Below are 25,307 nucleotides of genomic sequence, written 5' to 3' on the forward strand. Positions count from 1 at the left end.
CTCCCTGCAGGCTCAATGAATAAGCAAATGAAACTAACCCTTTATCGTTTTGCAGGCTTATCCTGGAGACAGGTTATCGGTCATAGTGTAGGGTTGGTTGCGAATGTAATCATTATTTGTCTTATGGATAAGACGAAAAGTCTGAGAATGTACGGAGTGATATGACCAAAACCCCCGCACAACGAGAATATTTCCTTGATTCCATACGCGCGTGGTTGATGCTGCTTGGGATCCCGTTTCATATTTCGCTGATCTACTCCAGCCATATGTGGCACGTAAACAGCGCCTACCCTTCATGGTGGCTAACGCTGTTCAATGACGCCATACATGCGTTCCGTATGCAGGTGTTTTTTGTTATTTCCGGCTATTTTTCATACATGTTGTATTTGCGTTACCCGCTTAAGCGCTGGTGGAAACTGCGTGTTGAGCGCGTCGGCATCCCAATGCTCACCGCGATCCCGCTGCTGACGCTGCCGCAATTTATTATGTTGCAATATGTGAAGGATAAAACGGCTGAATGGCACACCCTATCGACTTATGACAAATTCAACACGCTGTCATGGGAACTCATCTCCCATTTATGGTTCTTATTAGTCCTTGTGGTATTAACCACGGTTAGCATGGTGCTGTTTAAAAAACTAAAAAATAGCGCTAACTGGCTGGCTGGTAATATTTCGCTGGCGAAACTGTCGCTTTGGTTCCTGCTGTTAGGTATCGCCTGGGCTGCATTGCGTCGAATTGTGTTGATGAGCTATCCGGATATATTGCGTGACGCGCTGTTTAATTTTGCGGTCATGCAGACGTTGTTCTACATTCCGTTCTTTATTCTTGGTGCGCTGGCATTCATTAACTCGCGACTGAAGTCACTTTTCACCACGCCTTCACCATGGTGCATGCTCGGTTCAGCGCTGGCCTTTGGTGCTTATTTGCTTAACCAGCGCTATGGCAGTGGTGATGGCTGGATGTACGAAACCGAGGCGGTTATCACCATGCTGCTGGGGCTGTGGATGGTCAATGTGGTCTTTTCATTGGGCCACAAATTGCTGAACTTCCAGTCAGCGCGCGTCAGTTATTTCGTGAACGCGTCCTTGTTTATCTATCTGGTACACCATCCGCTGACGTTGCTATTTGGCGCGTGGATCACACCGCATATCCAGTCCAATCTCCTTGGTTTTCTTACCGGACTGGTTTTCGTCATTGGCATTGCGGTGCTGTTGTATGAAATCCATCTGCGCATTCCGCTGCTACGCTTCCTTTTTTCCGGCAAGCCGCAACAAAACGACACGAAGCGTCATGCTCACGCCAGATAACGTTTCCGGCTGCCCTGCCCGCAGAGCAGCCGCGCCTTATTGGATGTGCTGAGTCAGTAAGCGCTGGTAAAGCTGCGTCATTTCGTCATCGAAACAAACAAAGATTACCTGCTGGAGTTGAGGCCGACGAATGAGATGTGTAGCAACGGTATTAACGGCGATTTCTGCCGCCGCGGCTTTTGGGTAACCATACACGCCGGTACTGATAGCGGGAAAAGCAATGCTTGTGTAACTATTGGCTTCCGCCAGCAGAAGGCTATTGCAGTATGCATCCTCCAGCAAGCGCGCTTCATTCTCCTCTCCGCCACGCCAGACCGGTCCAACCGTGTGGATCACCGCCTTCGCCTTTAAATTTCCTGCTGCCGTGATCACCGCATGGCCTGGCGGACACTCTCCCTGCTGCTGACGTACCTGTCGGCACGCGTCGAGCAAAGCTGGCCCAGCGGCACGATGGATCGCGCCATCCACACCACCGCCGCCGAGCAGTGATGAGTTTGCTGCATTCACAATCACATCCACTTCAAGCGTGGTGATATCCCCCTGAAGCACCTGCATACGTGGTTGCATTCTTGCCCCCTTTCCGGCCAGTAACCCGTTAACACCGTTAAGTGTACCCGGAAATAGCAAGGGCAACATATTCAAAATCATCAGTTATAGGTGATGGTAACCTCGGCGCGGGATTGCTGCGCATCAAGATAGCGCATCTGGACTTGCGCAACCTGTGGAAAGAGTGATTGCCCGGTTACATCAGTGATATGGATTTGCTGAGTCTGCATTTTATTGTCTTGCAGACAGGAGAGCCGCAGATTTTGGTTCTGAGTGTGGGTTTCGCAGCCGCCTTCAACGATGGCACCACGAAAATGGATTGCCCCTCCTGCCAGCTGAGTTCCCGCATAGGCAGATGACATTATGCAAAAGCAGGCAACAGGCAACACGAACGCATGAAACAGACGCATAAACACCTCGTAAGTCACTCATCCCTGACGGTTGAGCTTCGGCCATTGATACGTTAAATATCGGCACCGTTAGCATGCTCCTTAATTAAAATTAGCATTCAGATGGGGAATATGTTTGTCACTGAGTGGATTATGAAAATTATTATTCGGCAGGCCACTGCTGAGCGAGATGCAGCGACTGACCATCAGACACCGTGACGATAATTTTGACGTTATCGCGCGCGGAAATATTCAAGCGAATGCGCGAAATCGCGGTCGTTTGATTCGCCGGGAGCGTCATTGTGTTTCGTTGCCGGCTTTGGCTCACACCCGCAGCGCCTTCGCGCTCGGTAATAATCTGCACCTGGCAAACACAATCCTGCGTAACCTGCACCAGCGGGGTAATGGTGTAATTGTCGCCGTCATGGGTGGTATTGAACGTGATTTGGCTGGATAACGCCGCCAGCAATAATAAGGTATGCATAGCGCCTCCAAAAAAACAGGGCCGCAGCCCTGTTTATTCCTGCCCGGGGGATCAGTACTGATTCGCAGTAGCGTGGTTACCGTAACCGGTTTGCTGGACAGTGACACTAGATCCCGATGCGGTCTGGTTAACCAGCGCACCGTTACCCACACCGTACTGGCTCACAGAAATATCAGAGTTGCGGCCATTCCACTGATCGATAGTGGCATTGTTTTGCGCCCCGTTCTGTACCAGATCGATAGAGCTGGCATCAGAACCCTGGCCCACATCGGCGGCGTTGGCGGAACCATACTGATGGATAGTCAGGTCAGATTCACGTGCATCGCTTTGCAGAGCAAGGGCGGCGTTGGCGCTGCCATATTGATAAATGCTCAGTTCAGAATTTGGACCATTGCTGCCACCGCCATGGCCGCCGCCATTGCCATACTGCGGGACACTGCCTGCAAATGCGCCTGCTGAAACAACGATCGCTGCGAATGCTGCCACTTGGAAAAGTTTCATGGTAAACCCCCGTTGGATTGAGATTAAAGTCGCAACGCTTTCAACGTTGAATAACGCGAATAGCCATTTGCGACTGTCGTTGCACCACTACTGCCGTTTTTTGCGTACCGTACTGCGTGATATTTGCCCGGTTGCCCGAGCCTTTCTGAATAATAACTGCACTATTACCATAAGCACCCTGCGTAATACTTGCATCGTTGGCGCTACCTGCCTGATCGATATAAGCAAGGTTATAACTTCCGGACTGATTAATTTGCGCTGAATTGTTTCCGCCATTTTGCGAAATAACACCTAATAATTTAGAACCTCGTTGATCAATATGCGCATTATTACTCGCACCATGTTGATCGATATTGGCTGATTGATTATAAGGTGCCTGACTCAGTTCATTCACCGCCAGATTATATTCCGGATTTGCCAGGTCATATCCGGCTGCTGTTACGAGGCACGGCATTCCTAGCAGGGTTAACATCATAAAGGCTATTTTGTTCTTCATGCTGTCACCGCCAAACTTATTTGTTAATACCGGGTTGCAAAACTGAGTATGCCGTGGATAAAAAGAAAATATCTCACCAGCAAGTTGGATTTTCATTACTCATATCATTCTTAAGCATGAAGAAAAATTATCCCCCATTTGCAGCAGAGACCGCATCAGATGATTTTTCTTAAATAGTCATCCCGATGCTATAACTGTCAATGCAAATGATAGGTGGCAACAGCAAAACGCAAAAATAAGGAAAACCTGAAGCCAAAAAAAGTCAGGCTGTTGTTCTTATTATAAATTTTCGCACAACATCCTTTTGAAACTCACGCTGTTTTAGCGTTTGTATATCAACGAACCAGAACATCAAAATAACATTTCAATATTTAATTTTACATTCTGTTACATGATTCACACTTGCTTTAAGGTTAGCAAGCGTTAGATTGAATTCGCAGCACTCATTACTTTGTATTATTTCTCCCTTACACGGGCTGATCACTTATTCCTGAACACAGAATAGCGCATCCGACAGTACATCTGGTTTCTCTGGTGAATAACCGGGGTTGAAGTTGATGAACAAAAAACAAATACGCGGGGTTTCATCATGTTTAGTGAAGTCCATAGTTCAGCTATTTCAGTTTTATTATTAATAACCAAACCCTCATTACAGGCAACAGCGCTTCTGCAACATTTAAAATTCGCGCTATCATTGCCCGGAAAGCTCCATAATATTCAACGACCTCTCGATGACATTCCCGCATTGAGCATTGTCTTATTCGACATGATTGATGCAGATAAAAAACTGATTCAACAATGGCAGAATATCCTGTCACAAAAGAATGGTGATATTAAGCTATTGCTGATGAATACCCCTCTTGATTACCCATTCCAGAATGTAGAAAACTGGCCAAATATTACGGGTGTATTTTACATTTCAGAGGACAGAAGCCAGTTGGTCGACGGGTTACAAGGTGTGCAACGTGGTGAGTGCTATTTTTCGCAAAAACTGGCGAGTTATCTCATCACTCATGCCGGGAATTATCGTTACTACAGCACTGAATCTGCACTGCTTACCCACCGCGAAAAAGAGATCCTTAATAAGCTGCGTATCGGTGCATCAAATGTTGAAATAGCCCGTTCGCTGTTCATTAGTGAAAATACAGTTAAAACCCATCTTTATAATCTTTTCAGGAAGATAGCTGTAAAAAACCGTACGCAAGCCGTCTCCTGGGCTAACGATAATCTCAGGCGTTAACGCTATGAAACGTTATGGGTGTCGTCTGGCAACCGCCGTTTTACTGTTTGCCAGCGTAAACGTATCGGCTGTTGAAGTTGAAGTTCCCGGGCTGTTAGCCGATCACACGGTATCGTCTGTCGGACACGATTTTTATCGTGCATTTAGTGATAAGTGGGAAAGTAGCTGGAAAGGGAATTTAACCATTAATGAACGACCTAGCGCCCGTTGGGGAAGCTGGATAACGATAATCGTCAATCAGAGTGTCGTCTACCAGACTTTTCTTTTCCCGACGCACCGCGATTTTGAGAAAAATGTTGAAATCGCGTTGGCGCAAACCCAGCAAGCGATCGATCACCTGCAAATAAACCAGGCGCTGCTGAGCGTTGGCGATATGGCGAGTGATGAATTCTAAAATACGTTAAATCTCCGGAGGCTATTATGCGTAGCATATATACCCTGCTTGCGCTGTTGCTTGTCGCGCCTGCATGCTGGGCGGGAACCATGACATTCCAGTTTCGTAATCCTAATTTCGGCGGTAATCCTAATAACGGTGCATTTTTATTAAATAGCGCCCAGGCACAAAATTCTTATACCGATCCCAGCTATAAGGATTACGGCGTGGAAACCACTTCCGCGCTGGATAATTTCACCCAGGCAATACAATCACAAATATTGGGCGGGCTACTTACCAATATTAATACCGGTAAACCTGGGCGAATGGTGACCAGCGATTTTATCGTGGATATTTCCAACAAAGATGGACAACTGCAATTAAATGTCACCGACAGAAAAACCGGCAAGACATCAACAATTCAGGTGTCGGGCTTGCAAAGCGGTTCAACGGACTTTTAAGCCACTGTCTAACAGGACAACAACTATGTCGCGTCTATTTATTTTATTCGCCGTGTGTTTATTAAGCGGTTGCCTGACTGCGCCGCCAAAACAAGCCGCTAAACCGACGCTGTTGCCGCGGGCGCAAAGTTATCAGGATCTGACACATCTGCCGATGCCAAGCGGAAAAATTTTCGTCTCGGTGTATAACATCCAGGATGAAACCGGGCAATTTAAACCCTATCCGGCAAGTAACTTTTCCACCGCCGTCCCGCAAAGCGCGACCGCAATGCTGGTGACGGCGCTGAAAGATTCTCGCTGGTTTGTCCCACTGGAACGCCAGGGTTTACAGAATCTGCTAAATGAACGAAAAATCATTCGTGCGGCGCAAGAAAACGGAACGGTGGCCATCAATAATCGCGTCCCTCTTCCCTCTCTGACTGCCGCAAATATCATGATTGAAGGATCCATTATTGGCTACGAGAGCAATGTAAAATCCGGCGGTGTGGGTGCGCGTTATTTCGGCATTGGCGGAGACACACAATATCAGTTGGATCAAATTGCGGTGAATTTACGGGTGATTAATGTCACGACCGGGGAAATTCTCTCGTCGGTCAACACCAGTAAAACCATCCTCTCCTATGAAGTACAAGCCGGGGTATTTCGCTTTATTGACTACCAACGGCTACTGGAGGGAGAAATTGGCTATACCGCCAACGAACCGGTGATGCTCTGTCTAATGTCGGCGATTGAAACCGGGGTGATTTTGTTGATAAATGACGGGATTGATCGGGGACTATGGGATTTGCAACAAGGCGCCGATCGTCATAACCCCGTGCTGGCAAAATACCGCGAAATGGCGGTGCCGCCGGAGTCCTGAAAAAGAAAGGCGTGACTTCCGGTCACGCTTTTTCTTGCCCTTTAAGCAGCGGCTGCGCGCGCCGAGAAGCCAGCCACAGCCCGCTGTTTTTCATGGCATAGCCAAACACTAACCCAACCGCCAGCGACGGGATGACCAGCCGCCAGTCGCCCTGCCCGGCAAATGTCGCGCAGGCGCCAATAAATGTCCCCGGCACAAAAGAGAGCAGCAGATTCCGGGCCTGCAGGCACATCAAAAACGCCACCACACCGGTCATCAGATAGCCGACGATCTGCAGATGCGGAGCCAGCGCTGCGCCATGAATAATGACCTGCGCCCAGGCCACACCGCTCATTACCGTACAGGCGGAAATAAGCAGACCTTTCACTCCACCCTGTGGGCATGCGAAATAGGCGGTGCAGCCGAGAAAACCGGCCCAGCTTAATAAACCGAGAGAGACGGCCACCCAACCCCAAATGCCGGAGAGAATGCCTGTCGTAATTGCGATAGAAAGGAGAATGTTCATGGCGCGCATCATAGCAGATGCGCGCCGCTGAGATGCGACAATGCGCACACTATTTGAAAACCAAAACATCTCGTTGCACTTTAATTGTGACTAAAATCACAATCACTCTTCTAATTCTTCCTGCAACTCATCCCACATTGCGGCAATCGCATCGCGCGCCAGTGGTGCCATGGTGCGCCAGAACGGCGTTGTCGCATGGGCTTCAACTTTGCCAAAAAAGGTGCCGCACCAGGGCAGGATATACTCGGCGAATAAGGTTTCCTGCGCTTCGCTTTCATCTTCTGCGGCCTGATCTTCCAGCCATGAGGCCGCCAGCAGTAACGTCCCAATATGATCGGCCGGCGCATCGGTCAACGGCATGCCGCGACTGGACAAAAAAGAACGCACTTCCGCTTCCGTAGCACCTTCCACCCAGGCACTACGATAAGGCGAGACGCGACACTCTTCGCCGACAAACAGCGCGTTGTAATCGGCCGCCAGTGCCTGCGCATCGCAGTTTTTCTGCAACCGTTCAAGCAGCACATCCTGCTCCAGCGGCCAGCTTTCCGCCAGTTTACCCTCACGGATCATGGTATAGAGCGGTACCAGCAGAGGATCTTGCGGCTGGCGGTAAAACAGCGAGCCCAGTACACGGCAGAGAATTGAAAATTCGTTCATTCAGTTGTTCCAGTCAGTATTAAAGTTCGGCAAATTCGGGAATTGGCGCCATGCCGCGGGATTCGAGGAAATCCAGCAGACGACGCGGCGAGACATTCAGAATACGATCTTCCGGGAAACCGACGTCATCCAGCACCTTACGGCACTCACTGAAATCGCCCAGCGTAAACGCCGTATGAGAATCCGAGCCCAGCGCCACCCAGCCGCCAGCATCCCGCACTGCGGCAGCCACGGCGCGGCAATTGGCCTCGCTGCCTTTGCGCGAATGGACAAACGACGAATTGTTAATTTCAAGCGCGACACCATATTTCGCGGCGGCAGCGGCAACGGCCGGAATATCAATGTCAAATTTCGGGTTACCGGGGTGGCTAATAATATGAACATCGCCGCTGGCGATAGTCGCAATCATGGCCTGAGTATGAGTGGCTTTATCCTGCGGCGGAAACACCGGCTCATGGAAACCCGCAATGATCAGATCCAGCGACGTCACCATCGGTCCGGTGCAGTCGATTTCACCCTCGGTATTTTTAATATTGGCCTCAATACCGCGCAAAATGCCCACGCCATCGACCAGACGTGGCCAGATGCGCATATTCACGAAGTGCCAGTAGTGCGGCGCATCCGCCATATCCGGGCCGTGATCGGTAATGGCAAAGAGTTTGATCCCTTTGCGTTTTGCCTCGGCAATATAATCGTGAAGCGTACTGTAAGCGTGGGTGCTGGCGACGGTATGCATATGCAGGTCAACGGGATACATGACTCACTCCTGTAGTTATTTCTGCAAAGGATAGCAGTTATCGTTCGCGAGTTTAATGACAAAACCCGGCGATACCGGGCGTCTGTCAATAACCACGCGCTCTGTCTACCCGCCCGCTGACCGCTTCACCTCGCTCAATACGTTGAATAGCCTGCGCGATAAAAGCCACGGCTTCACTGCGACGTGTCGTCGCCGCCATGTGCGGCGTCATCGCCACGCGGGGATGCGCCCACAACGGGTTATCGGATGGTAGCGGCTCCTGGCGAAAGACATCGAGCATGGCGCCTTTCAGCTTGCCGCTCTCCAGGGCTGCAAGCAAATCACGCTCGACAACATGTACGCCGCGCGCAAGGTTTATCAGGTAGCTGTTGTCAGCGAGCTGGTTCAGCAACGCAGCATTAATGATACCTGCCGTTTCCGGGGTGTTTGGCAGCAGATTGATTAGCACTCGTGTGCCATGCAGAAAGTTGGGCAACTCCTCGCCACCCGCAAAGCTGGTCACGCCGGGTATGTTTTTACGGCTGCGGCTCCAGCTACGCAGCGGGAACCCCCACAGAAGCAGACTTTCAGCCACTTTCGTACCGAGCACGCCCGCGCCGAGGATGCCAATGGTGAAGTCTTCACGTTCATATTCATCCAGCGGTTGCCATTTCGCCTGCAATTTTAGCGCCTGGTAATCATCAAAGCGTCTGAACCAGTGCAGCACCTGGCTCACGGCATACTCCTGCATTTGCAGCCCCATGCCTGTATCCTCCAGGCGATACAGCGGAATAGACTCGGGAAGCATTTCAGGATGAGCCTGCAACTGGCTAAGAATCGAGTCCACTCCCGCCCCCAATGCAAAAACGCCTTTTAAGTGTCGGCCTTTGAGCATCTCAACCGGTGGATGCCAGACCAGCGCGTAATCGGCGTGGGCATTATCGCCCGGCGTCCACACGCGGATATTTGCCTGCGGCAGCGCCTGGCGCAATGCGCGGATCCAGTCATTGTTATTGAATGAGGGGTGATAAAAGATAATGTCCATATCAACTCCAGAATCTGATGTGATGTATCCGGTTCTTTTCCGGAACAATTATGATTTTTCGCAAAGGCCGCTCAGCATAACAAATTTCTCCCGTACCACGCGGAGAAAGTACCGTGACGAGAAAAAAAGCGATTTCAGAACGTTTAAGAAGCAGGTTGTTTGAAGTTTGTCTAAACGCGCTAATTTATTGAAAAAGAGGATTGACGGCGTTCCGGGTTTTCCCTACATTAGCGCCCGTCCCGGTAACACCGGGAAGACAATGTGGTGAGGTGTCCGAGTGGCTGAAGGAGCACGCCTGGAAAGTGTGTATACGGCAACGTATCGGGGTTCGAATCCCCCCCTCACCGCCATCATTCAAAGAAGAGCTCGCAGGCAACTGCAGGCTTTTTTTTCGCATAGCGCACTCCACCAGGGGGATGAGAAGCCCCGACCGGGGTTCGACAACTGACGCAACCAGTTGGACAGACCAGCAATGCAGTGAGTGGGCTGCCCGCACAAAACGCCGTCAGCGTTTTTAAACAGCCGCGGATCAAAATTCATCGCTATCACATTGTCATTTCATATCCAGAAGTCCTCTTTCGTTAAAGGCATCATATTTCAGGATTTCTGCCGTCATCCGTTCCTGCCAGCGGGTGATAAATGCCCGGGTGTGAGGAGCGGCAAGATGCGCGGTCAGCGCATCCTGATCTTGCCAGCGTTCCGATATGAGCACGCTTCCGGCAAGATGATCCTCTACTGCCACGTCATACGAGAGGTTTCCTGCACGTTTACGCACGGTTTGCGCGAGTACGTTCATGTCGGCCATAAAGCGTGGTAAATCAGAGGGTTTAATATTCACATAACCGCAAATGATGAGCATAGCGTTGCCTTGTATCTGTCATCCCCGATCGCTCTGCCAGGCCGTCCGGGGACATGATTATCAAACATTAGTCAGTACAATTTTGCCCTGAATATTGCCCATTGCTGCGCGCTGATGGGCCGCAGATGCCAGTGCTAGCGGATAAGTGCTATCAATTACCACCCGGACACCCCCCTCTTCCAGAAGACGGCCTGCTTGCGCTAATTGCGCACCGCTGGAGCGCACTTGCGTCGATGACACCGTCACCGCTTTTTGCGCGGCTTCAGAATGTGCGGAAAAGCCCAACGGATTAACCAGAAAGAGGGCACCGCCAGGCCTGATACAGCGCAGAAAGCGCGCCATATTTGCGCCACCCACCGCATCAAAAACGAGATCAACATTTTTTACTACGCTCTCGGCTGCGGTTTTGGTGTAGTCGATAAACTCGTCTGCTCCCAGCTCGCGTAAAAGTGCCTCATTGCGCGAGGAAGCCACGGCAATGACCCGCGCACCTTTCCAGCGGGCAAGCTGAACGGCAAGGTGTCCCACGCCGCCACCGGCGCCATTAACCAACACGGTCTGACCTTTCAATGGAACGGCTTTATGTGGAAAAGGCTGGAAAGGATTCGGTGCGTTGTGCCCCGTTTCGATAAGAAACTGCCAGGCCGTGAGCAGCGACATTGGAGCACCTGCAGCCTGAACATGCTCTATCCCACGAGGTTTCAGTGCCAGTTCCGACGAAGGAACACTGACATATTCAGCATAAGCGCCACTGCCCTCCATCACCTTTTCAGGAAAACGCACCATCGAATAGACCTCATCGCCGATGCTGAACCCGGTAACATGTTTACCGACCGCTGCGACAACACCTGATATGTCAGTCCCTAAAATGAGTGGAAAGGAAGGTTCGGGCCACCATTCAGGCGGAAGTGCCCGATAGCCGTCACGCAGATACCAGTCTGGCGGGTTAAGGCTGGCCGCTTGCACATGAACAAGAACCTCGTCGTTTCCGACCTGAGGCCGGGGAACCTCTTCATAAAGCAGGTTTTCTGGCCCACCAAACGCATGTAGCTGTACAGCTTTCATCATCTCAGTCATTACCGTCTCGCTCTAAAAACAACTCAGGTAACAGAGCATACGGCTAATATCCAAGATTGATAATGTGGCTGTATTTCGCTTTAATTGTGCCATGAAGGAACAAATAGGTTTTGAAAGACTCACGGGTCTTATCGCATTCGCTCGCGCCGGCGCTCTGGGTAGTTATAGCGCCGCTGCCCGCTCGCTCTCCGTTTCCCCTTCCGCAATCAGTAAAAGTATCCAACGGCTGGAGAAGCATCTCGGCGTCACCTTATTCACCCGAACGACACGCTCGCTCGTGCTAACGGCCGAAGGCCGCGAACTGCATGAACGTGCGTTGCGATTGCTACGGGATGCCGAGGAGATCGAACAAGTAGCAAAACGCAGCCGCGCGGAACCGGCAGGTACGTTACGCATTGCGGCATCGTTACCGGTGGGTATTCATATGATCGCCCCTGTACTTGCGCAATTTTGCGCCCTTCACCCAAAAGTGACGATCGATTTACGGTTGAACGATCAGGTGGTAAGCATCGTTGATGAGAATATTGATCTTGCCTTTCGAATCGGCGATCTTGCGGATTCAAACCTGCTGGCGCGTCGCCTCCCGCCGTATCAAATAGGGTGTTATGCCTCGCCCGAATATTTAGCCCGTTGCGCCACACCGCAACATCCTGATGACTTAATCGGACACCAAACGATTAATCTGCGTTATCAGAACACGGGGCAACTTTTTCGCTGGCCGTTCCGTGTCGGTGAGCGGGAGATTGAAATCGTACCTTCATCAACAGTGATTGTTGATGCCAGCGAGGCCGCCATAGCCGCAATGACTGCCGGAGCCGGAATAGGCATGGCGTCGAATTTTATGGTGGCTTCCCTGGTCAGAGATAAAAAGTTAGTTCCCGTACTCGCCGATTTTACGGTGGAGCGACGTAATATTTCGGCTGTCTGGCACGAAAGTCGCCGTTCCAATCCGGCGGTACGCGCGTTTCTGGAGCATATGCTTAAACATTTTTAAATTAGCGGCCTGCGGCGATAAACAATGCGTCATAATCAGTGGTTTTCGCTTTGACTCGCAGGAAACGCTCAGAACAGAATCCGTGCTCCGTCGACTCTCACGGCTGCAGGGCGCAATAATTCGCAATCAAAAATAGGCAGGATATCGAAGATGAAAGCAGTGGAATTTTTGCTGTACACCCTCAAACCCGGAACAGGAAAAGCGTTTCACAAGATCATGACGGAGGAGAGTGCGCCACTTCACCGTTCAGCCGGTATGGATATCGTTTCTTTCGGTCTATCAGCCCATGATGATGATGCTTACTATCTGATCAGAGCTTATGACAGCCTCCCCCACCTGGAATCCTCACAGGCATATTTTTATAACAGTGATGCGTGGCGTCTTGGCCCCCGGCAGGCCATTATCGACCGAATAAGCGTCAGCGTTAAATCGGTGTTAACGCTAAGCGACAGCGCAATTGAAAATTTACGATCCCGCTAATTGTGCAGCCCGCCATGATTATAACGCCGCGCCAGCGGCATTATTTCGCCAGCCCTTAACTTCCCGCGCCAACTAACCGCTATGTTTATATGTCGTTTATGGCGTCAGCTTATAGTGCGACTGAACCAGACCCGAAGGGAAGCTGCGGCTTGATAACAGAGTCAAATCTATATCCCCGGTCAGGGAGCCGAATAACGGTTTTCCCGAACCGAGCAGGACAGGAACGGTAGTGATAACGATATCGGCGACCAGACTTTCGCGCAGGAACGACTGTATTACCTGCCCGCCATCAATATAGACGCGACGCGCATTCTGCGCCGCAAGGTCAGCAAGCACCTCCCCTGGCGTGCGGCATGAGAACTGCACTTTGCCCTTCAGTTTCTCGGGCTCGGGGGTATCGATTAGCTGTCGGGAGAGCACCAGCACGGGTCGATCATAAGGCCATTCGTCAAAGGTCAGCACCTTCTCATAGCTGCCTCGCCCCATCACGATCCACTCTTTGTCCGCGATGAATGCCGCATAGCCATGCTCTTCTGTCGGGTCATCGCGCTGCAACAGCCACTCAATATCGCCATCCTCTCGGGCGATAAAACCATCAAGACTGACCGCGATAAAAACATGTGTGGTGACCATCAAGTGTTCCGTATTCAGATTACCTATCTTGTTAAGTTTAGGGAGGTTAGCAATAGTGACATGCTCGCTGTGGAAAAACGTAGCATGAGAGTAACAATGTTGCCTTTATGGATTAGGGCAAAAAATCGCATAGTGTTGAATCCAGGATGGCGTGACAAGCAGTGACCTGCTCCTCATAAAGTAATCTCTTACAATGTTATTAGTGTCCATTTCTGGTACAAAGCAGCCAGGCAAGTCGCGCTGAAAATTCGCTAAAAGCGAAAAAAGATCCTGTGGTTAAACGGCTGCATATCTGGTCGTTACCTCAGACACAACTTTCAGCATACCTGCCTGGAGTGATACCAAACTGAGCCTTAAAATTCCTGTTGAGATGGCTTTGATCAAAAAAACCAACGCGATGCGCAACCACCGTGGCCTTGACGCCTTCTGAAAGCAACTTTTTAGCCCGATTAAGCCGGATTTGGTTGAGGTATTTGTGCACCGACATCCCGGTACTGGCGCGGAATAGGCGCATAAAATAGAACTCGCTCATCTCAGCGGCATCTGCGATATCTTTGATATTAATATTCTGGTCGTAGAGATCATGAATATATTCCAGACCCCGGCTCACCTCTGCTCGCGGATCAGCGGAAGTAGAATTTTTTGTCGTCAATATTCCATATCTGGAAATGAACGCGCTTAAAACGCCGTATAACGTGCACTCCTTTTCCAACGTATCGGGACAAGAACGAAGTGTTGCAGAAGCAGCGATGAGCGTATTTGCCAGGGCGATATCCTGATGGATATTTTGGCACCCAAAATTCAGCGACTTGTTTCCTGCGTCAGGCTCATAAGCGATATCGAGAAGTAACTGTTCTGATGGATACAGGGCGCAATAATCCCAACCCATTTCGCGCTCCACAGCCTCCCCCGTATGAACTTCCCCCGGGTGTATTACCATTATCGACCCGGCCGTGGCTATGCCCGTTCTGCGGCATACGCTATTCCGCTGAGCCCCGCGGGAAAACGCGGCAATGACAAACTCTTCGTGAAAATGCGCCGGGTAACTGTGCTCATAACAGGATGCCAGCAGGAATTCTGTTCCATTAAACAGACCAGAATCTTTCCATAAAACGATGTTTTCCTTGTTGTTATCCATGTGCCCCCTCATTTTCCGCGCAGATAAGATGTGTGAAATGCAGAGCAGCTTTTTCCTATCGTGAAGCAGCCGTATTCCTAGAATAGAGTGCTCACCGATGATTTAGAAGCAGGTACTATAGATGTCTCAAATTCATGTTACCAACGATCCCCCTTTTATCAGCATGTTCCGCGCTGGCGTACTGGCCTGTATGCCGACAATTCCGGGTTACTGGAGTATCGGATTTGCCGCTGGCGCAATGGGTACTTTGTCGGGGTTTAGTATTTTTCAGGTAGCGCTGTTAGCCGGTGCATTGTATGCGGGTTCGGCGCAATTCCTGTTTTATTCTCTGTGGGCGGCGGGCGCAGAAATGTCTTCTGTGATGATAAGCGTTGTGCTCATTAACCTGCGCTATCTCCTTATGAGTTCATCCTTAAGTCCTTATTTCCGCAAACAGAGCACCCGTAAAAAATTGCTTAATGGTCTGCTACTGACGGATGAAACCTTTGGTGTTGCCGCTGAGTATGCCAGCCGACATGGATCGCTCCCCTTTTCATGGATGTTTGGATTGAATATTTCCGCATGGCTGAACTGGGTAATCGCAAGTGTGGCAGGTGCATGGCTTGCCTCTGTGGTTCCGGTTTCACTCATGGAAGGGCTCAGCTTCAGCCTGGTATCAATGTTTATTGGCCTCGTGCTAATGACCTGGTTTGCCAGTAAAAGAAAAATGCTGGAGAGCTTTACCATTATCACCGCAGTCATCATCACCCTATTTTCGTCACATTATCTGGATAGCAGCGTCGTTGTTATGGTCGCAGCAATCATATCAGCAACAAGCGCGACGATTTTTTTGAGATTTATTGAGAGGACGAGAAGCTAACATGGAAAGACCCATTATTTTGGCAATTATCCTATCAGCAATGGCGACCGCAGTGATGAGAACACTGCCAATATTGCTATTGTCCAGATTCAGTTTGCCAGGCCCGGTTCAACGTTGGCTGAGTTTCATTCCTTCCGCCATCATGGCGGCGATTATTGCCAGTGAATTACTCAGTAAGCCGTCATTAACCAGTACAGGGCTTTCGCTATCATTGATTGCGGCATTTGCCGCTACAGCATCCGGCATTATCACGAGAAGTCTGTTTGTTACTGTATTAACGGGAATGGCTGTCTTTTCAGGCCTCCGGTACTGGTACGGAATGGGCTGAATAATTAACACGGATATTTAAACTGACTTGCAAGATATCTGAAAGCCGACTCTGCCGAGTCGGCTATTTTTATGTCAGAGCTTGAAGCTACCAACCACGTTTTCGAGTTGGACGGTTTGTTCTTCCATGGACTGCGCGGCCGCCGCCACCTCTTCCACCAGCGCCGCATTCTGCTGCGTGGCGCTGTCGAGCTGGTTGATGGCGATGTTGATCTGGGCAATCCCGCGACTTTGTTCATCGCTGGAAGAGCTGATTTCTGAGATCAGCACACCCACGCTTTCCACTTTTTCCATCAGGCCGTCCATCGTTGTACCTGCCTGGCGAACCAGTCCGCTGCCCTGCTCAATGCTGCTCACCGATTCTTCAATCAGCTTTTTGATCTCCTGAGCCGAGCGCGCACTACGCTGCGCCAGAGAACGAACCTCACCAGCCACCACAGCGAAGCCACGCCCGTGCTCACCCGCCCTTGCTGCCTCTACAGCTGCGTTAAGCGCCAGGATGTTGGTCTGGAAGGCGATGCCGTCAATCACACTAATGATTTCCACCACTTTAGAGGAGGACTCATTGATGTTATTCATCGTGGAGACCACGTTGTTAACCACACTGGCCCCTTGTTTCGCTACCGCCGACGCCTCTTCCGCCAGTTTGTTCGCCTGCAACGCGTTCTCTGCGTTAAGGCGCACGGTGCTGGTCAGTTCTTCCATGGACGCTGCCGTTTCCACGATCGAGGCCGATTGATCTTCGGTGCGCGAGGAGAGGTTCAGGTTACCGCTGGCAATCTGGCGCGAAGCCGATGAAATCGCCATCGTGCTATTCCCTACCTGCTGCATCAGCTCATTAAGGAACGAAATAAACTTATTGAAGTTGTTGATAATGGCGTTAAATTCCGGGCTCTTACTTTGCGCAAGGCGCTGCGTTAAATCCGCACCACCGCTGGAAAGCGCTTCAATATTACGATTGAGCAACGTCACATTATGGAAAATATTGCGCACAATAATCATCATGATAAAGACGATAAGAATTCCGATAATCGCCTGCACGATGGTGAGTTTGGTCATAATAGCGTCAGACATACTCACCAGGTGGCTGCTCGGAATATCAACCGCCATGAACCACGGACTGCCGCTGATGGGCAGAACGAACAGGGAATGCGCGCCGTCTTCACCCTCATAGCTCCCGCGCACTTCCGTTGTTTTACCCTGACCTAACAGGCTAATTAACGGTGCCGCCGCCGGAATACCAAGATCGAGGACGTTTGAGAGCGCAGGTTTATCCTGTACGGAAGAGCCGTTACCGACGATTTTACCGTCCGCTTCAACAATCAGTACGCTGCCGTTTACCGCTTTGCCCATGTCGACAGCCAGCTGGTTAAAGAAGCCCAGCGTCACGTCGATGGTCGCCACGCCCCAGGCTTTGCCGTCTTTCCAGATCGCCATTGCACAGTTAGTGCGCGGCTGCGGGCTGGCCGCATCCTGATAGGCTTTCGCCCACGCACACTCGCCTTTCGGCGCATTCATGCCGTCTTTATACCAGGGCTGCTCCCAGTATTTTGCCGATTCAGGCTGGTTCCAGACGGTATTGACCTGCAAATTGCCGCTTGCGTCGCGGGCATAGAAGGTACTGAATTTGTCCCGAGCCGGATCGCGCTGACCAGGAAGAGGCCAAATCCCACCGCCGAATACGTTTAAATCCCCGTATTGGTTAACCAGGTGCGGTAATAATCCATCGATTTGCTCACTTTGCAGACCAACAACCAGTTCAGTGATGGAGCGTTGCTGAGCCTTAACACGGTTCATCTGCTCTTTAATCGCGTTACTTTGTAATTCAACCGTCGCCTGAATATTTTTGGTTTCAGTTTCAATAATCTGCGGGGAGACGAATAGTTTGATAACAATATAGGTAACTATCAATAAGATAACGAAAAAGCTTATAAGCAGCAGGCCTATTCGGCCCTGGGTATTTTTCCATGTCATAATGGCGGCACTCGTCTGGTTGAATTAGGTGTAATAACGACATTTATTTGAAATTCTTTAATTTAAATCGTGCAGCGTTTTCATATAAAATCGCATTGAATAAGACAAAATGACGTTTTAGAAAAAAACGTTCTGCCGCTCACATTTTTAAAATGCCACACATTGTTTCTATAAAAGATAATATCGTCGTAACGCGTTATTTCCCTGGATGACTTTATTTTGCTGATATCCATATTATTTTCATTAAGATGCGTACATTCTGATGAAACTGAACGGTATGGACAGCAACATGCGCGTTGGTACTTTTTTGTCAGGCAAGGTAACTAATACATAAGGCATGAAGCTGAAGGACAGACATGACTGCATATTCAAACTCTGATGTGGCAAGGAACTTACGCCCGGCCTTAGACAAAGCACCCGCTGGCGCTGTGAGTAGCGAGTGGGTATTTATCACGGAACAGGCTGGAGTCGCCTCGCAAACCGGAGGCTATATGTATGCCGACGGGCGTCACGTTACTGCTGGCGACCAGACTTTTCAGATTGTCCGCAACGTTCGGCTGAGTAACTGCCTGTTATTCATGTTTTTCTTCAAGAGATTCAGCAGCGTAAAAGAAATTGAAAAATGGCTGTGAAATATCGAGAATCTTTTTGTCAGCCGTGTCAGCTTTCAAAAAATATTCCAGTAAGGTTTTTGGTGTTTTTGACAGATTCTGGAACAAATCGACGGGATGCTGTACCACTTTCCCCCCTTCCAGACGGAAGCCGTGTTTTAGCCCGGTTGAGGGAGGTTAATCAGAACCCGCTAATCAGCATGCCAGGGCCAGCGGAATAAACAGCGCTGACGCTCATTGCCAGGGCAATAATCCCGTGCGCCTTGTGCAGAAGGAGGATTTCTGAATGCGGGAGATCCTGTGATAGCTAAATCGGCTTGCCACCACAGTCGATGCCATATGCAAGCGTGCAAATGAACGGAACGAAGCGTCACCGGCCGCGTGGATATGCCGGCGGTACTGGCACAAAGCGTGGTGATCCCTGCTTTGCCGCAGCTGCTGGATGCACATCCTGAACTGGAAATCGAACTTTCAAGTACTGACCGCCGTGTCGATCTGGTTCAGGAAGGGTTTGACTGCGTGGTTCGCCTCGGCCCCATTGTTGATGAAACGCTTATTGCACGCCCATTGGGGCATCTGCGCATGATCAACGCGGCCAGTCCCCGCTATCTTGATCGTTTCGGTGTTCCGCAGACGATTGATGATCTTCTCAGTCAGGGGCACAGGATGGTTCATTATATGCGCAACTTTGGTTCGAAACCTGACGGATGGGAGTATCTGGCAGGCGAGGGTTACCGCTCTGTAATGTTACCAGGCACCATAAGAGTCAACAGCGTACCGGCTTATCATGAGGCGGGACTGGCGGGGTTAGGCTTAATTCAGGGAGGCTATTCCCCCCTTTTGCCCCACATCAATAGTGGCGCACTGGTTGAAGTGTTGCCCCAGTTTCGCCCCGCGCCGCTTGCTGCATTTTTTGTTGTCGCGCACCGGCGCAACTTGTCGCAGCGTGTAAGAGCGTTTATGAACTGGACTGAAGAAATGTTAAAACCCTACTTTGACTGATACCGACATTGATTACCGGTCGTTATTTCACTTCCCCGCCGCGCTCAGGTTAAAACTCACCGGGCGTTGTCCCCATCACAGAACGGAATGCCGCAGAAAACGCCGCAGGGCATGAGAAGCCGAGCTGATAGGCGATCTGTTTTACGGGGGCGTTATCAGCGAGCAGATCTAAGGATGCGTATATCCTGGCTCGCTGTTTCCATGTCCGGAAGCTGAATCCGGTGTCACGTAAAAACTGACGTGAAAAAGTCCGTTCCGACATGTTCGCAATGTCAGCCAGGTCGATCAGCGACGCGTTCCAGTGATGGCTGAACACCAGCTCTCTTGCGGCACGAAATAAACGTTCATCACGCGGCATGGGAAGTTCTGCGCCCCCGGAGGGTGCCTCGCTGAGAATATCCAGCAGTAAAAGCGCCATTTTTCGCTTTATCGGCGCGTTATATTCACCCATAAAAAGGCCATTTATTAGCTCTTTCACCAGTGGCGTCGCGCTAATGGTATGAACCTGGCTGTTCCTGCTGAAGTTTGTACAGGCCGCAATCAGGCTACTGCTGACGTAGACAGCCCGTAATTCCGTGTCTGACAGAACGCTGTAAGAGTGAACCATAAGCGGTGGGATCCAGAGGGCGCGCTGCGGGGGAATAACCCACTGTCTGTCAGCGGCTTCAACCAGCATTACCCCTCTGGTGGCAAATAATAGCTGCCCTTCAAGGTGGTAATGCGCGGGATCGACCTCCCCACGGCGGTAAGAAATGGCCGTTCCTGACCACCCCGTCGCTTCATCATGTCTTGGCGTTTTATCAATGCTGACTGGCATTTCAGATGAGAACCTCTTGTTTACCATGACCTGGCTGACCTTACCTGCGTGATTAGGCTGGCAGGGTAAAGCGCGCTTAATTCAGTTTGTGACCCGTTTTACAGGAGCATACGTCTATGCGAGTACATTTCATTGTTCACGAACGTTTCGAAGCGCCTGGCGCTTACGAAACCTGGGCCACACGTCGCGGCCATCAGATAACCTTTTCCCGCGTTTATGCCGGTCAACCACTTCCCGCAGATGCACGGGACATCGATCTGCTGGTGGTCATGGGCGGCCCCCAGGATCCCTCCGTCAGTGTGGAAGAGTGCGCGCATTTTGATTCTAAATCTGAGCAGATGCTGATTGCCTCGGCGGTGAATGCAGGTAAAGCCGTCATCGGTGTCTGCCTGGGCGCTCAACTGATTGGCGAAGCATTGGGTGCCCCTTTTGCTCACAGTCCGGAAAAAGAGATTGGCACGTTTCCCATTTTTATGACCGAGAAAGGTGTGATGAACGAGATGTTCTCTCACTTCGGCAATACCCTTGCCGTTGGTCACTGGCATAACGATATGCCGGGGCTTACGCCTGAGGCGGAAATTATCGCCTGGAGCGAGGGATGCCCACGCCAGATAGTCGCTTACTCTGATCGGGTTTACGGGTTTCAGTGTCATATGGAACTGACACCGGAGATCGTCGAATTATTGATTGCCCATTCCGACAACGATTTGCGCCGCGCCGCTGAATATCGTTTCGTCCAGTCGCCAGACGAACTGCGGGCGAATGATTACAGCGAAATGAACAGGAAATTATTCACCTTTCTCGACAAACTTGCGTCACGTTACGGCCAGTCAAACGCATAACGCCATTGACAGCAACGGAATCGACTCCTGATTTTAATGAATATGTAGCGCGACTTTTGCGTGGAGAAAAAGCCCCCTGGCTACCACTGTATCCGGGGCTTAGCGACAAATTTACAGGCCCAGTTCCGACAGACCTGGATGATCATCCGGACGGCGTCCCAGCGGCCAGTGGAACTTGCGTTCACTCTCTTTGATAGGCATGTCGTTGATACAGGCGAAGCGACGTTTCATCAGGCCATCTGCTTCAAATTCCCAGTTTTCATTGCCGTAAGAGCGGAACCAGTTGCCTGAGTCATCACGCCATTCATAAGCGTACCGGACCGCGATGCGGTTGCCGTCAAACGCCCATAACTCTTTAATAAGACGATACTCAAGTTCCTTTTTCCATTTACGGGCAAGGAATGCTTTGGCCTCTTCACGATTATTGGCAAACTCGGCGCGGTTACGCCATTTGGTATCCAGTGAGTAGGCCAGTGAGACTTTTTCGGCATCGCGGCTGTTCCAGCCATCTTCAGCGAGCCGCACTTTTTCAATCGCCGATTCGCGAGTGAAAGGAGGAAGTGGCGGGCGAGTTTGTGTTTCGGACATGGTAAGGCCTCCTGTAAGTTCGGATATAGCAGTAGAAATAATTTTTTGATACGCAGGCGTTATGAAGAGGCCTGTTCCAGCAAGAGTTTCGCAACGTCCTGTGCGCTGTCGGCGGCGCTGCAATCCCCCATTACGTAGGACATGGTGATAGCGCCTTCCATCAGAATCAGTAGCTGTCTGGCCAGCGCGGCAGGTTGCTCGATATTTAATTGCTCTGTGAGTTCGAGCGTGTAATCCAGCAATTTCTGTTTATGCAGTTTTGCTATCTGGCGAACGGGATCGTCAGGGTCGCCCACTTCTCCGGCTGTATTGATAAATGCACAACCACGAAAGCCTTCTGATTCAAACCAGCCCCTGAGAACAGTGAACATATTCAAAATGCGATCCTGAGGGGTGTCGCCTTTATCAGATTCAGTTCTGAACCAGTGCATCCAGCGTTCATCACGTTCATTCAACGCGGCGGCAGCCACGTCATCCTTGGTCGCGAAATAGCGGTAAATACTTTTCCTTGCTACGCCTGAGGTCTTGACCAGAAGGTCCATGCCGGTGGCATGAATACCGTTTTGATAGATCAATTGCTCTGCGCTAGACAGGATTTTTTCTCGGGTATCGGTCGTTTTCTTGTTCATGCGACAAAGGTAGAACGATCGTTCTACCTCGTCAACCATTATCTCAAAAATAATTTTCGAAAAAGGGAAAAGCATTCCGTGAGTGATAACGAAAAGCTTGCTGTTTTGAAGTGCAGATGAGCTGGAGGCGTGCTCCACAGGCACGACGCGTTGGATTGAAGGTTTGGTATGAATGAGAAGCGGATATTAATCGTGTTTTAATCATTACTCGCGAATCGTCTTTAACGAATTGTTCTCTCTGTTTAACTGGAAGAGAATTTTTCTGTGAATGTCCTACCTTCTTACTCAGTATTTGTCTCTTTTATTTATGTCATGAATGGCTAATATCACAACGTCTGAGCAGACGTGCTGATTCAAATTCGTCGTAATGGCTCTTTATGACATCGGAATAATAAACAGAGAGTGCCTCAACAATTTCAAAAGGAGAGACAAGTATGAAGCGTCCAAACTGGTTTCAGGTTTCTGCAGAAGGTGGAAAGGCTATCGGAGCGCTCCATCATTACGCTACTACCGGGACAAATTTACCCGCTGATCTTATTCACTTAATTTTTTTAAGCGTTTCACAGATTAATGGTTGTGCGCATTGTATCGATATACATACTCGCGACCTTATCAAGGCTGGTATGTCCGTCGAAAAGATCGTCCTGGTGCCTGTCTGGCGCGAAGCGACCTATTTATTCTCGGATACTGAGCAAGCGGCGCTCGCATGGGCAGAAGAAATTACGCGTATCAGTGAAACACACGCTTGCGATGAAGCATATTCCGCAGCGCTTTCTGTATTCGGTGAAAAAGATCTGGTTGAACTGACCATTGTTATTGCCACTATGAATGCCATTAATCGTATGGGCATCAGTTTTCGCATGAAGCCGCTCGCTAAAGCCTGAAATGCTGTGCTGGCTAAGCGAGGTTATGCATAATCCGCTGAATTTTATAATGAAATAATTATCGGGGGATGCACCTCTTTAAAGATAAAACACCCCTCATACTGATTTTTGGGTGAGACGGTTTCACGTTCGAAAGCATGATGCCATGCAGTGCTTGCATCAGGTATTTGTTCCGCTGTAAGCAAAGTGTGCGCCGCCGCAGCGGATAAAAGTTCGACAGAAAGAGGATCGGTAATTTGAAAATCAAATAGCGTTAAATCATTGTGTAAAGCACTGCCACATTGGGCAAGCTGAGCAATAGAATGGCTTTGCAAGGGAAATGCATCCTCAAAATATTCTCGTACGGATTTTAACTGTAATTCTGCTTTCTCAAGGCTACCGCGCCGTTTTATATGGAGATTGTGAAGCATTATTAACATCCGGTGTTCTGGATATGCTGAAGTTAAGTTGATCAAATTTTCAGCCATGCGGAAGTCACGCCATGTAAAAAAGTTTATTCCCGATCGGGCCCTGAAATATTCATCCCTTTCTCGTTGTTGAATGGGTTGCCATTCCGGGGGGAAGGCAGTTACAGATCGACGAGGAATAGCGTCAATTCCAAGACAAGGAATTTGCCGGGATATAGCCCATGTCAGTAAATTTAAGGTTTCCTGCGTACGTAATATCCTGGGGAAGTTTTGAAGTCGGCAAATGGCAGTTTCATTATATTGATGCGAAAATAACATCCCTTTACTATCCGCTTCAAATATCAATACAGCCGATTTTTTAAAATAGCGCTCCGCTATATCCTTTCTTAATTGAGCATATTCCGCCACACCATGTATGGATTCGCCGAGAAAAATAAAACGCTTGTCGCGGAAAAGCTGTTGCTCTTTAAGAACATAATCCGTTGATCTACGCATCTGAATTATGGGCCGCAAGTGATAATTGCATGCTATTACCTTAACTTTATATGGCGATTACGGACAAGTGATTTGCAGTCACTGAAGCATCTCTACTTTACATAAACGGCCTTTAGTGGACGGAGGCCGTTCTGTTTAGCGTCAGGGGACTGAGCCCCTACCCCTCAGATCTTCACGAGTTGGCCCCTGAAAGTAGATGCTACTGATATGGCAACTACGCGGTTGAGTCAGCACAAAACGAATCGTTTCCCAAATTGATCGGCCATCCAGTAGTCGTTCCCCCATTCTGGAGTGATTATCGACAGCCGTATCTACCCCGGTCAGTTCGAAATCCGGCGGGTACAGCCCGGTTACGCGTATATTTTCTTCAGATAACTGCTGTGACAATTTCGTTGTAAACCCGCTAAGCCCATGTTTGCTGGCAAAAAAAGCAGGATGGGCAATTGAATCCGTAAAATTCGGGATCCCGCATGAAGAGATAATGGAGACGATATCAGCACTGTCTGAACGTCTTAACCCCGGCAGCAATGCCTGCGTCAGTAAAATCGAACCCGTCAGTCCTGAACTGATGGTCGTGATAATTTCTGTGTCAGGTTGATCGTCTAACGTCCCTGACAACCACTGAGCCGCATTGAGGATTAAAATGTCGATGGGCTTGTCTGAAGTTAACAGTTGTGAAGAAAACTGAGAAAGGGACTCAGGCCGGGTTAAATCGCAGATATACCCTTTAGCCATGCCGCCTTCGGCAGTAATTATGTTGCAGGTTTTTTGCATATCCTCAGCCCGCCGTGCGCAAAAATCCACCTCGATACCCTCTCGCGCTAACCACACGCAAAGCGCCCGGCCAAATCCCCCGCCGCCACCGGTAATAACCGCTCTTTTACCTCTCAGCATCTTCATGCATCCTTTTTTAATGAGTGTGGATGGAGATATACAAGATGAGGCGGAGTGACATCTTTCCGTTCGTGCCATTTTTAAAGGAGGAACAGAAATAAACTGCACGACACGCTGTTGAATAGCGAGCCTGGGAATTAGCTACTGGCGCAAAGCCGTCCACGAAAATATCATCGACGGCTATTTAGGCGACGC

31 protein-coding genes, 1 tRNA gene and 1 pseudogene are annotated in these 25,307 nt (G+C 49.9%); 14 read left to right on the forward strand and 19 right to left on the reverse strand.

The features are described from left to right. Positions 1-161 precede the first annotated feature (161 nt). The gene (mdoC, locus tag C813_RS36880; RefSeq protein ID WP_017456377.1) at positions 162-1,310 is read left to right on the forward strand and encodes a glucans biosynthesis protein MdoC; all 1,149 of its coding nucleotides are present in this window, start codon (positions 162-164) and stop codon (positions 1,308-1,310) included. Positions 1,311-1,346: 36 nt separating this feature from the next. On the opposite strand, the gene ymdB is transcribed toward mdoC, so the two are convergent. The 5 genes from ymdB to csgB form a co-directional block, all read right to left on the reverse strand. Continuing rightward, a complete protein-coding gene (gene ymdB / locus C813_RS36885; RefSeq protein ID WP_017456376.1) occupies positions 1,347-1,877 on the reverse strand; it encodes an O-acetyl-ADP-ribose deacetylase in 531 nt (176 codons plus the stop codon). An 80-nt stretch (positions 1,878-1,957) separates the two neighbouring features. Next, positions 1,958-2,266 (reverse strand): fimbrial protein, encoded by a 309-nt coding sequence (locus C813_RS36890; RefSeq protein ID WP_017456375.1) that lies wholly within the window; start codon positions 2,264-2,266, stop codon positions 1,958-1,960. A 142-nt stretch (positions 2,267-2,408) separates the two neighbouring features. Then, complete coding sequence (csgC, locus tag C813_RS36895; protein ID WP_017456374.1) at positions 2,409-2,729, reverse strand: curli assembly chaperone CsgC; 321 nt, start codon at positions 2,727-2,729, stop codon at positions 2,409-2,411. 51 nt (positions 2,730-2,780) lie between these two features. Then, positions 2,781-3,230 carry a curli major subunit CsgA gene (gene csgA, locus C813_RS36900; protein ID WP_017456373.1) on the reverse strand — a complete coding sequence of 150 codons (450 nt, stop codon included), beginning with the start codon at positions 3,228-3,230 and terminating at the stop codon, positions 2,781-2,783. Positions 3,231-3,270: 40 nt separating this feature from the next. Continuing rightward, positions 3,271-3,726: a curli minor subunit CsgB gene (csgB, locus tag C813_RS36905; protein ID WP_025263649.1), complete on the reverse strand. Its 456-nt coding sequence runs from the start codon at positions 3,724-3,726 to the stop codon at positions 3,271-3,273. Positions 3,727-4,315: 589 nt separating this feature from the next. On the opposite strand from csgB, the gene csgD reads away from it, so the two are divergent. The 4 genes from csgD to csgG are packed head-to-tail and all read left to right on the forward strand — an operon-like array spanning position 4,316 to position 6,659. After that, the gene (gene csgD, locus C813_RS36910; RefSeq protein WP_017456371.1) at positions 4,316-4,966 is read left to right on the forward strand and encodes a biofilm master transcriptional regulator CsgD; all 651 of its coding nucleotides are present in this window, start codon (positions 4,316-4,318) and stop codon (positions 4,964-4,966) included. Between the two features lie 4 nt (positions 4,967-4,970). Then, a complete protein-coding gene (gene csgE, locus C813_RS36915; protein ID WP_017456370.1) occupies positions 4,971-5,360 on the forward strand; it encodes a curli production assembly/transport protein CsgE in 390 nt (129 codons plus the stop codon). 26 nt (positions 5,361-5,386) lie between these two features. Next, positions 5,387-5,800, forward strand: a complete 414-nt coding sequence (gene csgF / locus C813_RS36920) for a curli production assembly/transport protein CsgF (protein WP_017456369.1) — start codon at positions 5,387-5,389, stop codon at positions 5,798-5,800. A 25-nt stretch (positions 5,801-5,825) separates the two neighbouring features. After that, on the forward strand, positions 5,826-6,659 hold the full coding sequence (gene csgG, locus C813_RS36925; protein ID WP_017456368.1) for a curli production assembly/transport protein CsgG: 834 nt from the start codon (positions 5,826-5,828) through the stop codon (positions 6,657-6,659). Positions 6,660-6,681: 22 nt separating this feature from the next. On the opposite strand, the gene C813_RS36930 is transcribed toward csgG, so the two are convergent. The 4 genes from C813_RS36930 to ghrA form a co-directional block, all read right to left on the reverse strand. After that, positions 6,682-7,164 carry a DUF1097 domain-containing protein gene (locus tag C813_RS36930; protein WP_202969603.1) on the reverse strand — a complete coding sequence of 161 codons (483 nt, stop codon included), beginning with the start codon at positions 7,162-7,164 and terminating at the stop codon, positions 6,682-6,684. A gap of 102 nt (positions 7,165-7,266) precedes the next feature. Continuing rightward, positions 7,267-7,821 carry a TorD/DmsD family molecular chaperone gene (locus C813_RS36935; protein WP_017456366.1) on the reverse strand — a complete coding sequence of 185 codons (555 nt, stop codon included), beginning with the start codon at positions 7,819-7,821 and terminating at the stop codon, positions 7,267-7,269. A 19-nt stretch (positions 7,822-7,840) separates the two neighbouring features. Further along, a complete protein-coding gene (locus C813_RS36940) occupies positions 7,841-8,578 on the reverse strand; it encodes a phosphatase (RefSeq protein ID WP_017456365.1) in 738 nt (245 codons plus the stop codon). Positions 8,579-8,663: 85 nt separating this feature from the next. Further along, entirely contained in the window at positions 8,664-9,602 is a 939-nt protein-coding gene (gene ghrA / locus C813_RS36945; protein WP_017456364.1) for a glyoxylate/hydroxypyruvate reductase GhrA, read from the reverse strand. 263 nt (positions 9,603-9,865) lie between these two features. Between ghrA and C813_RS36950 the strand changes: the two genes are divergently transcribed. Then, positions 9,866-9,952: transfer RNA gene (locus C813_RS36950), tRNA-Ser, on the forward strand. Positions 9,953-10,155: 203 nt separating this feature from the next. Here C813_RS36950 and C813_RS36955 read toward each other — a convergent pair. Continuing rightward, a complete protein-coding gene (locus C813_RS36955; RefSeq protein ID WP_017456363.1) occupies positions 10,156-10,461 on the reverse strand; it encodes a putative quinol monooxygenase in 306 nt (101 codons plus the stop codon). Positions 10,462-10,521: 60 nt separating this feature from the next. Further along, positions 10,522-11,538 (reverse strand): NADP-dependent oxidoreductase, encoded by a 1,017-nt coding sequence (locus C813_RS36960; RefSeq protein ID WP_025263650.1) that lies wholly within the window; start codon positions 11,536-11,538, stop codon positions 10,522-10,524. Between the two features lie 91 nt (positions 11,539-11,629). Here C813_RS36960 and C813_RS36965 point away from each other — a divergent pair, with 91 nt between their 5' ends. Together C813_RS36965 and C813_RS36970 are read left to right on the forward strand one after the other, a co-directional pair. Then, positions 11,630-12,532, forward strand: coding sequence for a LysR family transcriptional regulator (locus tag C813_RS36965; protein ID WP_017456361.1), 903 nt, complete (start codon positions 11,630-11,632; stop codon positions 12,530-12,532). Positions 12,533-12,682: 150 nt separating this feature from the next. Continuing rightward, positions 12,683-13,012, forward strand: a complete 330-nt coding sequence (locus C813_RS36970; protein ID WP_017456360.1) for an NIPSNAP family protein — start codon at positions 12,683-12,685, stop codon at positions 13,010-13,012. Positions 13,013-13,108: 96 nt separating this feature from the next. On the opposite strand, the gene C813_RS36975 is transcribed toward C813_RS36970, so the two are convergent. Further along, the gene (locus C813_RS36975; RefSeq protein ID WP_017456359.1) at positions 13,109-13,645 is read right to left on the reverse strand and encodes a dihydrofolate reductase family protein; all 537 of its coding nucleotides are present in this window, start codon (positions 13,643-13,645) and stop codon (positions 13,109-13,111) included. Positions 13,646-13,949: 304 nt separating this feature from the next. Beyond that, entirely contained in the window at positions 13,950-14,783 is an 834-nt protein-coding gene (locus C813_RS36980; protein ID WP_017456358.1) for a helix-turn-helix transcriptional regulator, read from the reverse strand. Positions 14,784-14,904: 121 nt separating this feature from the next. On the opposite strand from C813_RS36980, the gene C813_RS36985 reads away from it, so the two are divergent. Both C813_RS36985 and C813_RS46435 read left to right on the forward strand, forming a co-directional pair. Next, positions 14,905-15,642, forward strand: a complete 738-nt coding sequence (locus C813_RS36985) for an AzlC family ABC transporter permease (RefSeq protein ID WP_017456357.1) — start codon at positions 14,905-14,907, stop codon at positions 15,640-15,642. A gap of 1 nt (position 15,643) precedes the next feature. After that, a complete protein-coding gene (locus tag C813_RS46435) occupies positions 15,644-15,970 on the forward strand; it encodes an AzlD domain-containing protein (RefSeq protein ID WP_065368778.1) in 327 nt (108 codons plus the stop codon). A 74-nt stretch (positions 15,971-16,044) separates the two neighbouring features. Here C813_RS46435 and C813_RS36990 read toward each other — a convergent pair whose 3' ends face one another. Beyond that, a complete protein-coding gene (locus C813_RS36990; RefSeq protein ID WP_017456356.1) occupies positions 16,045-17,943 on the reverse strand; it encodes a methyl-accepting chemotaxis protein in 1,899 nt (632 codons plus the stop codon). A gap of 356 nt (positions 17,944-18,299) precedes the next feature. On the opposite strand from C813_RS36990, the gene C813_RS46440 reads away from it, so the two are divergent. Next, positions 18,300-18,575 (forward strand): hypothetical protein, encoded by a 276-nt coding sequence (locus tag C813_RS46440; RefSeq protein WP_238593031.1) that lies wholly within the window; start codon positions 18,300-18,302, stop codon positions 18,573-18,575. A 357-nt stretch (positions 18,576-18,932) separates the two neighbouring features. Further along, positions 18,933-19,556: pseudogene (locus C813_RS36995) on the forward strand (LysR substrate-binding domain-containing protein); the annotation flags it as partial. A gap of 49 nt (positions 19,557-19,605) precedes the next feature. Here C813_RS36995 and C813_RS37000 read toward each other — a convergent pair. Further along, a complete protein-coding gene (locus C813_RS37000) occupies positions 19,606-20,373 on the reverse strand; it encodes an AraC family transcriptional regulator (protein WP_025263651.1) in 768 nt (255 codons plus the stop codon). 116 nt (positions 20,374-20,489) lie between these two features. On the opposite strand from C813_RS37000, the gene C813_RS37005 reads away from it, so the two are divergent. Then, positions 20,490-21,215, forward strand: a complete 726-nt coding sequence (locus C813_RS37005; protein WP_017456352.1) for a type 1 glutamine amidotransferase — start codon at positions 20,490-20,492, stop codon at positions 21,213-21,215. 111 nt (positions 21,216-21,326) lie between these two features. On the opposite strand, the gene C813_RS37010 is transcribed toward C813_RS37005, so the two are convergent. Then, positions 21,327-21,803, reverse strand: a complete 477-nt coding sequence (locus C813_RS37010) for a nuclear transport factor 2 family protein (protein ID WP_017456351.1) — start codon at positions 21,801-21,803, stop codon at positions 21,327-21,329. A 59-nt stretch (positions 21,804-21,862) separates the two neighbouring features. Beyond that, on the reverse strand, positions 21,863-22,432 hold the full coding sequence (locus C813_RS37015) for a TetR/AcrR family transcriptional regulator (RefSeq protein WP_025263652.1): 570 nt from the start codon (positions 22,430-22,432) through the stop codon (positions 21,863-21,865). Between the two features lie 434 nt (positions 22,433-22,866). Here C813_RS37015 and C813_RS37020 point away from each other — a divergent pair, with 434 nt between their 5' ends. Further along, complete coding sequence (locus C813_RS37020; protein ID WP_017456349.1) at positions 22,867-23,316, forward strand: carboxymuconolactone decarboxylase family protein; 450 nt, start codon at positions 22,867-22,869, stop codon at positions 23,314-23,316. A gap of 44 nt (positions 23,317-23,360) precedes the next feature. On the opposite strand, the gene C813_RS37025 is transcribed toward C813_RS37020, so the two are convergent. Both C813_RS37025 and C813_RS37030 read right to left on the reverse strand, forming a co-directional pair. Then, positions 23,361-24,218, reverse strand: a complete 858-nt coding sequence (locus C813_RS37025; RefSeq protein WP_017456348.1) for a TraB/GumN family protein — start codon at positions 24,216-24,218, stop codon at positions 23,361-23,363. Between the two features lie 141 nt (positions 24,219-24,359). After that, complete coding sequence (locus C813_RS37030; protein ID WP_025263653.1) at positions 24,360-25,112, reverse strand: SDR family oxidoreductase; 753 nt, start codon at positions 25,110-25,112, stop codon at positions 24,360-24,362. Positions 25,113-25,307 lie beyond the last annotated feature (195 nt).

This window comes from Kosakonia sacchari SP1 (assembly GCF_000300455.3).
Taxonomy (GTDB): domain Bacteria; phylum Pseudomonadota; class Gammaproteobacteria; order Enterobacterales; family Enterobacteriaceae; genus Kosakonia; species Kosakonia sacchari.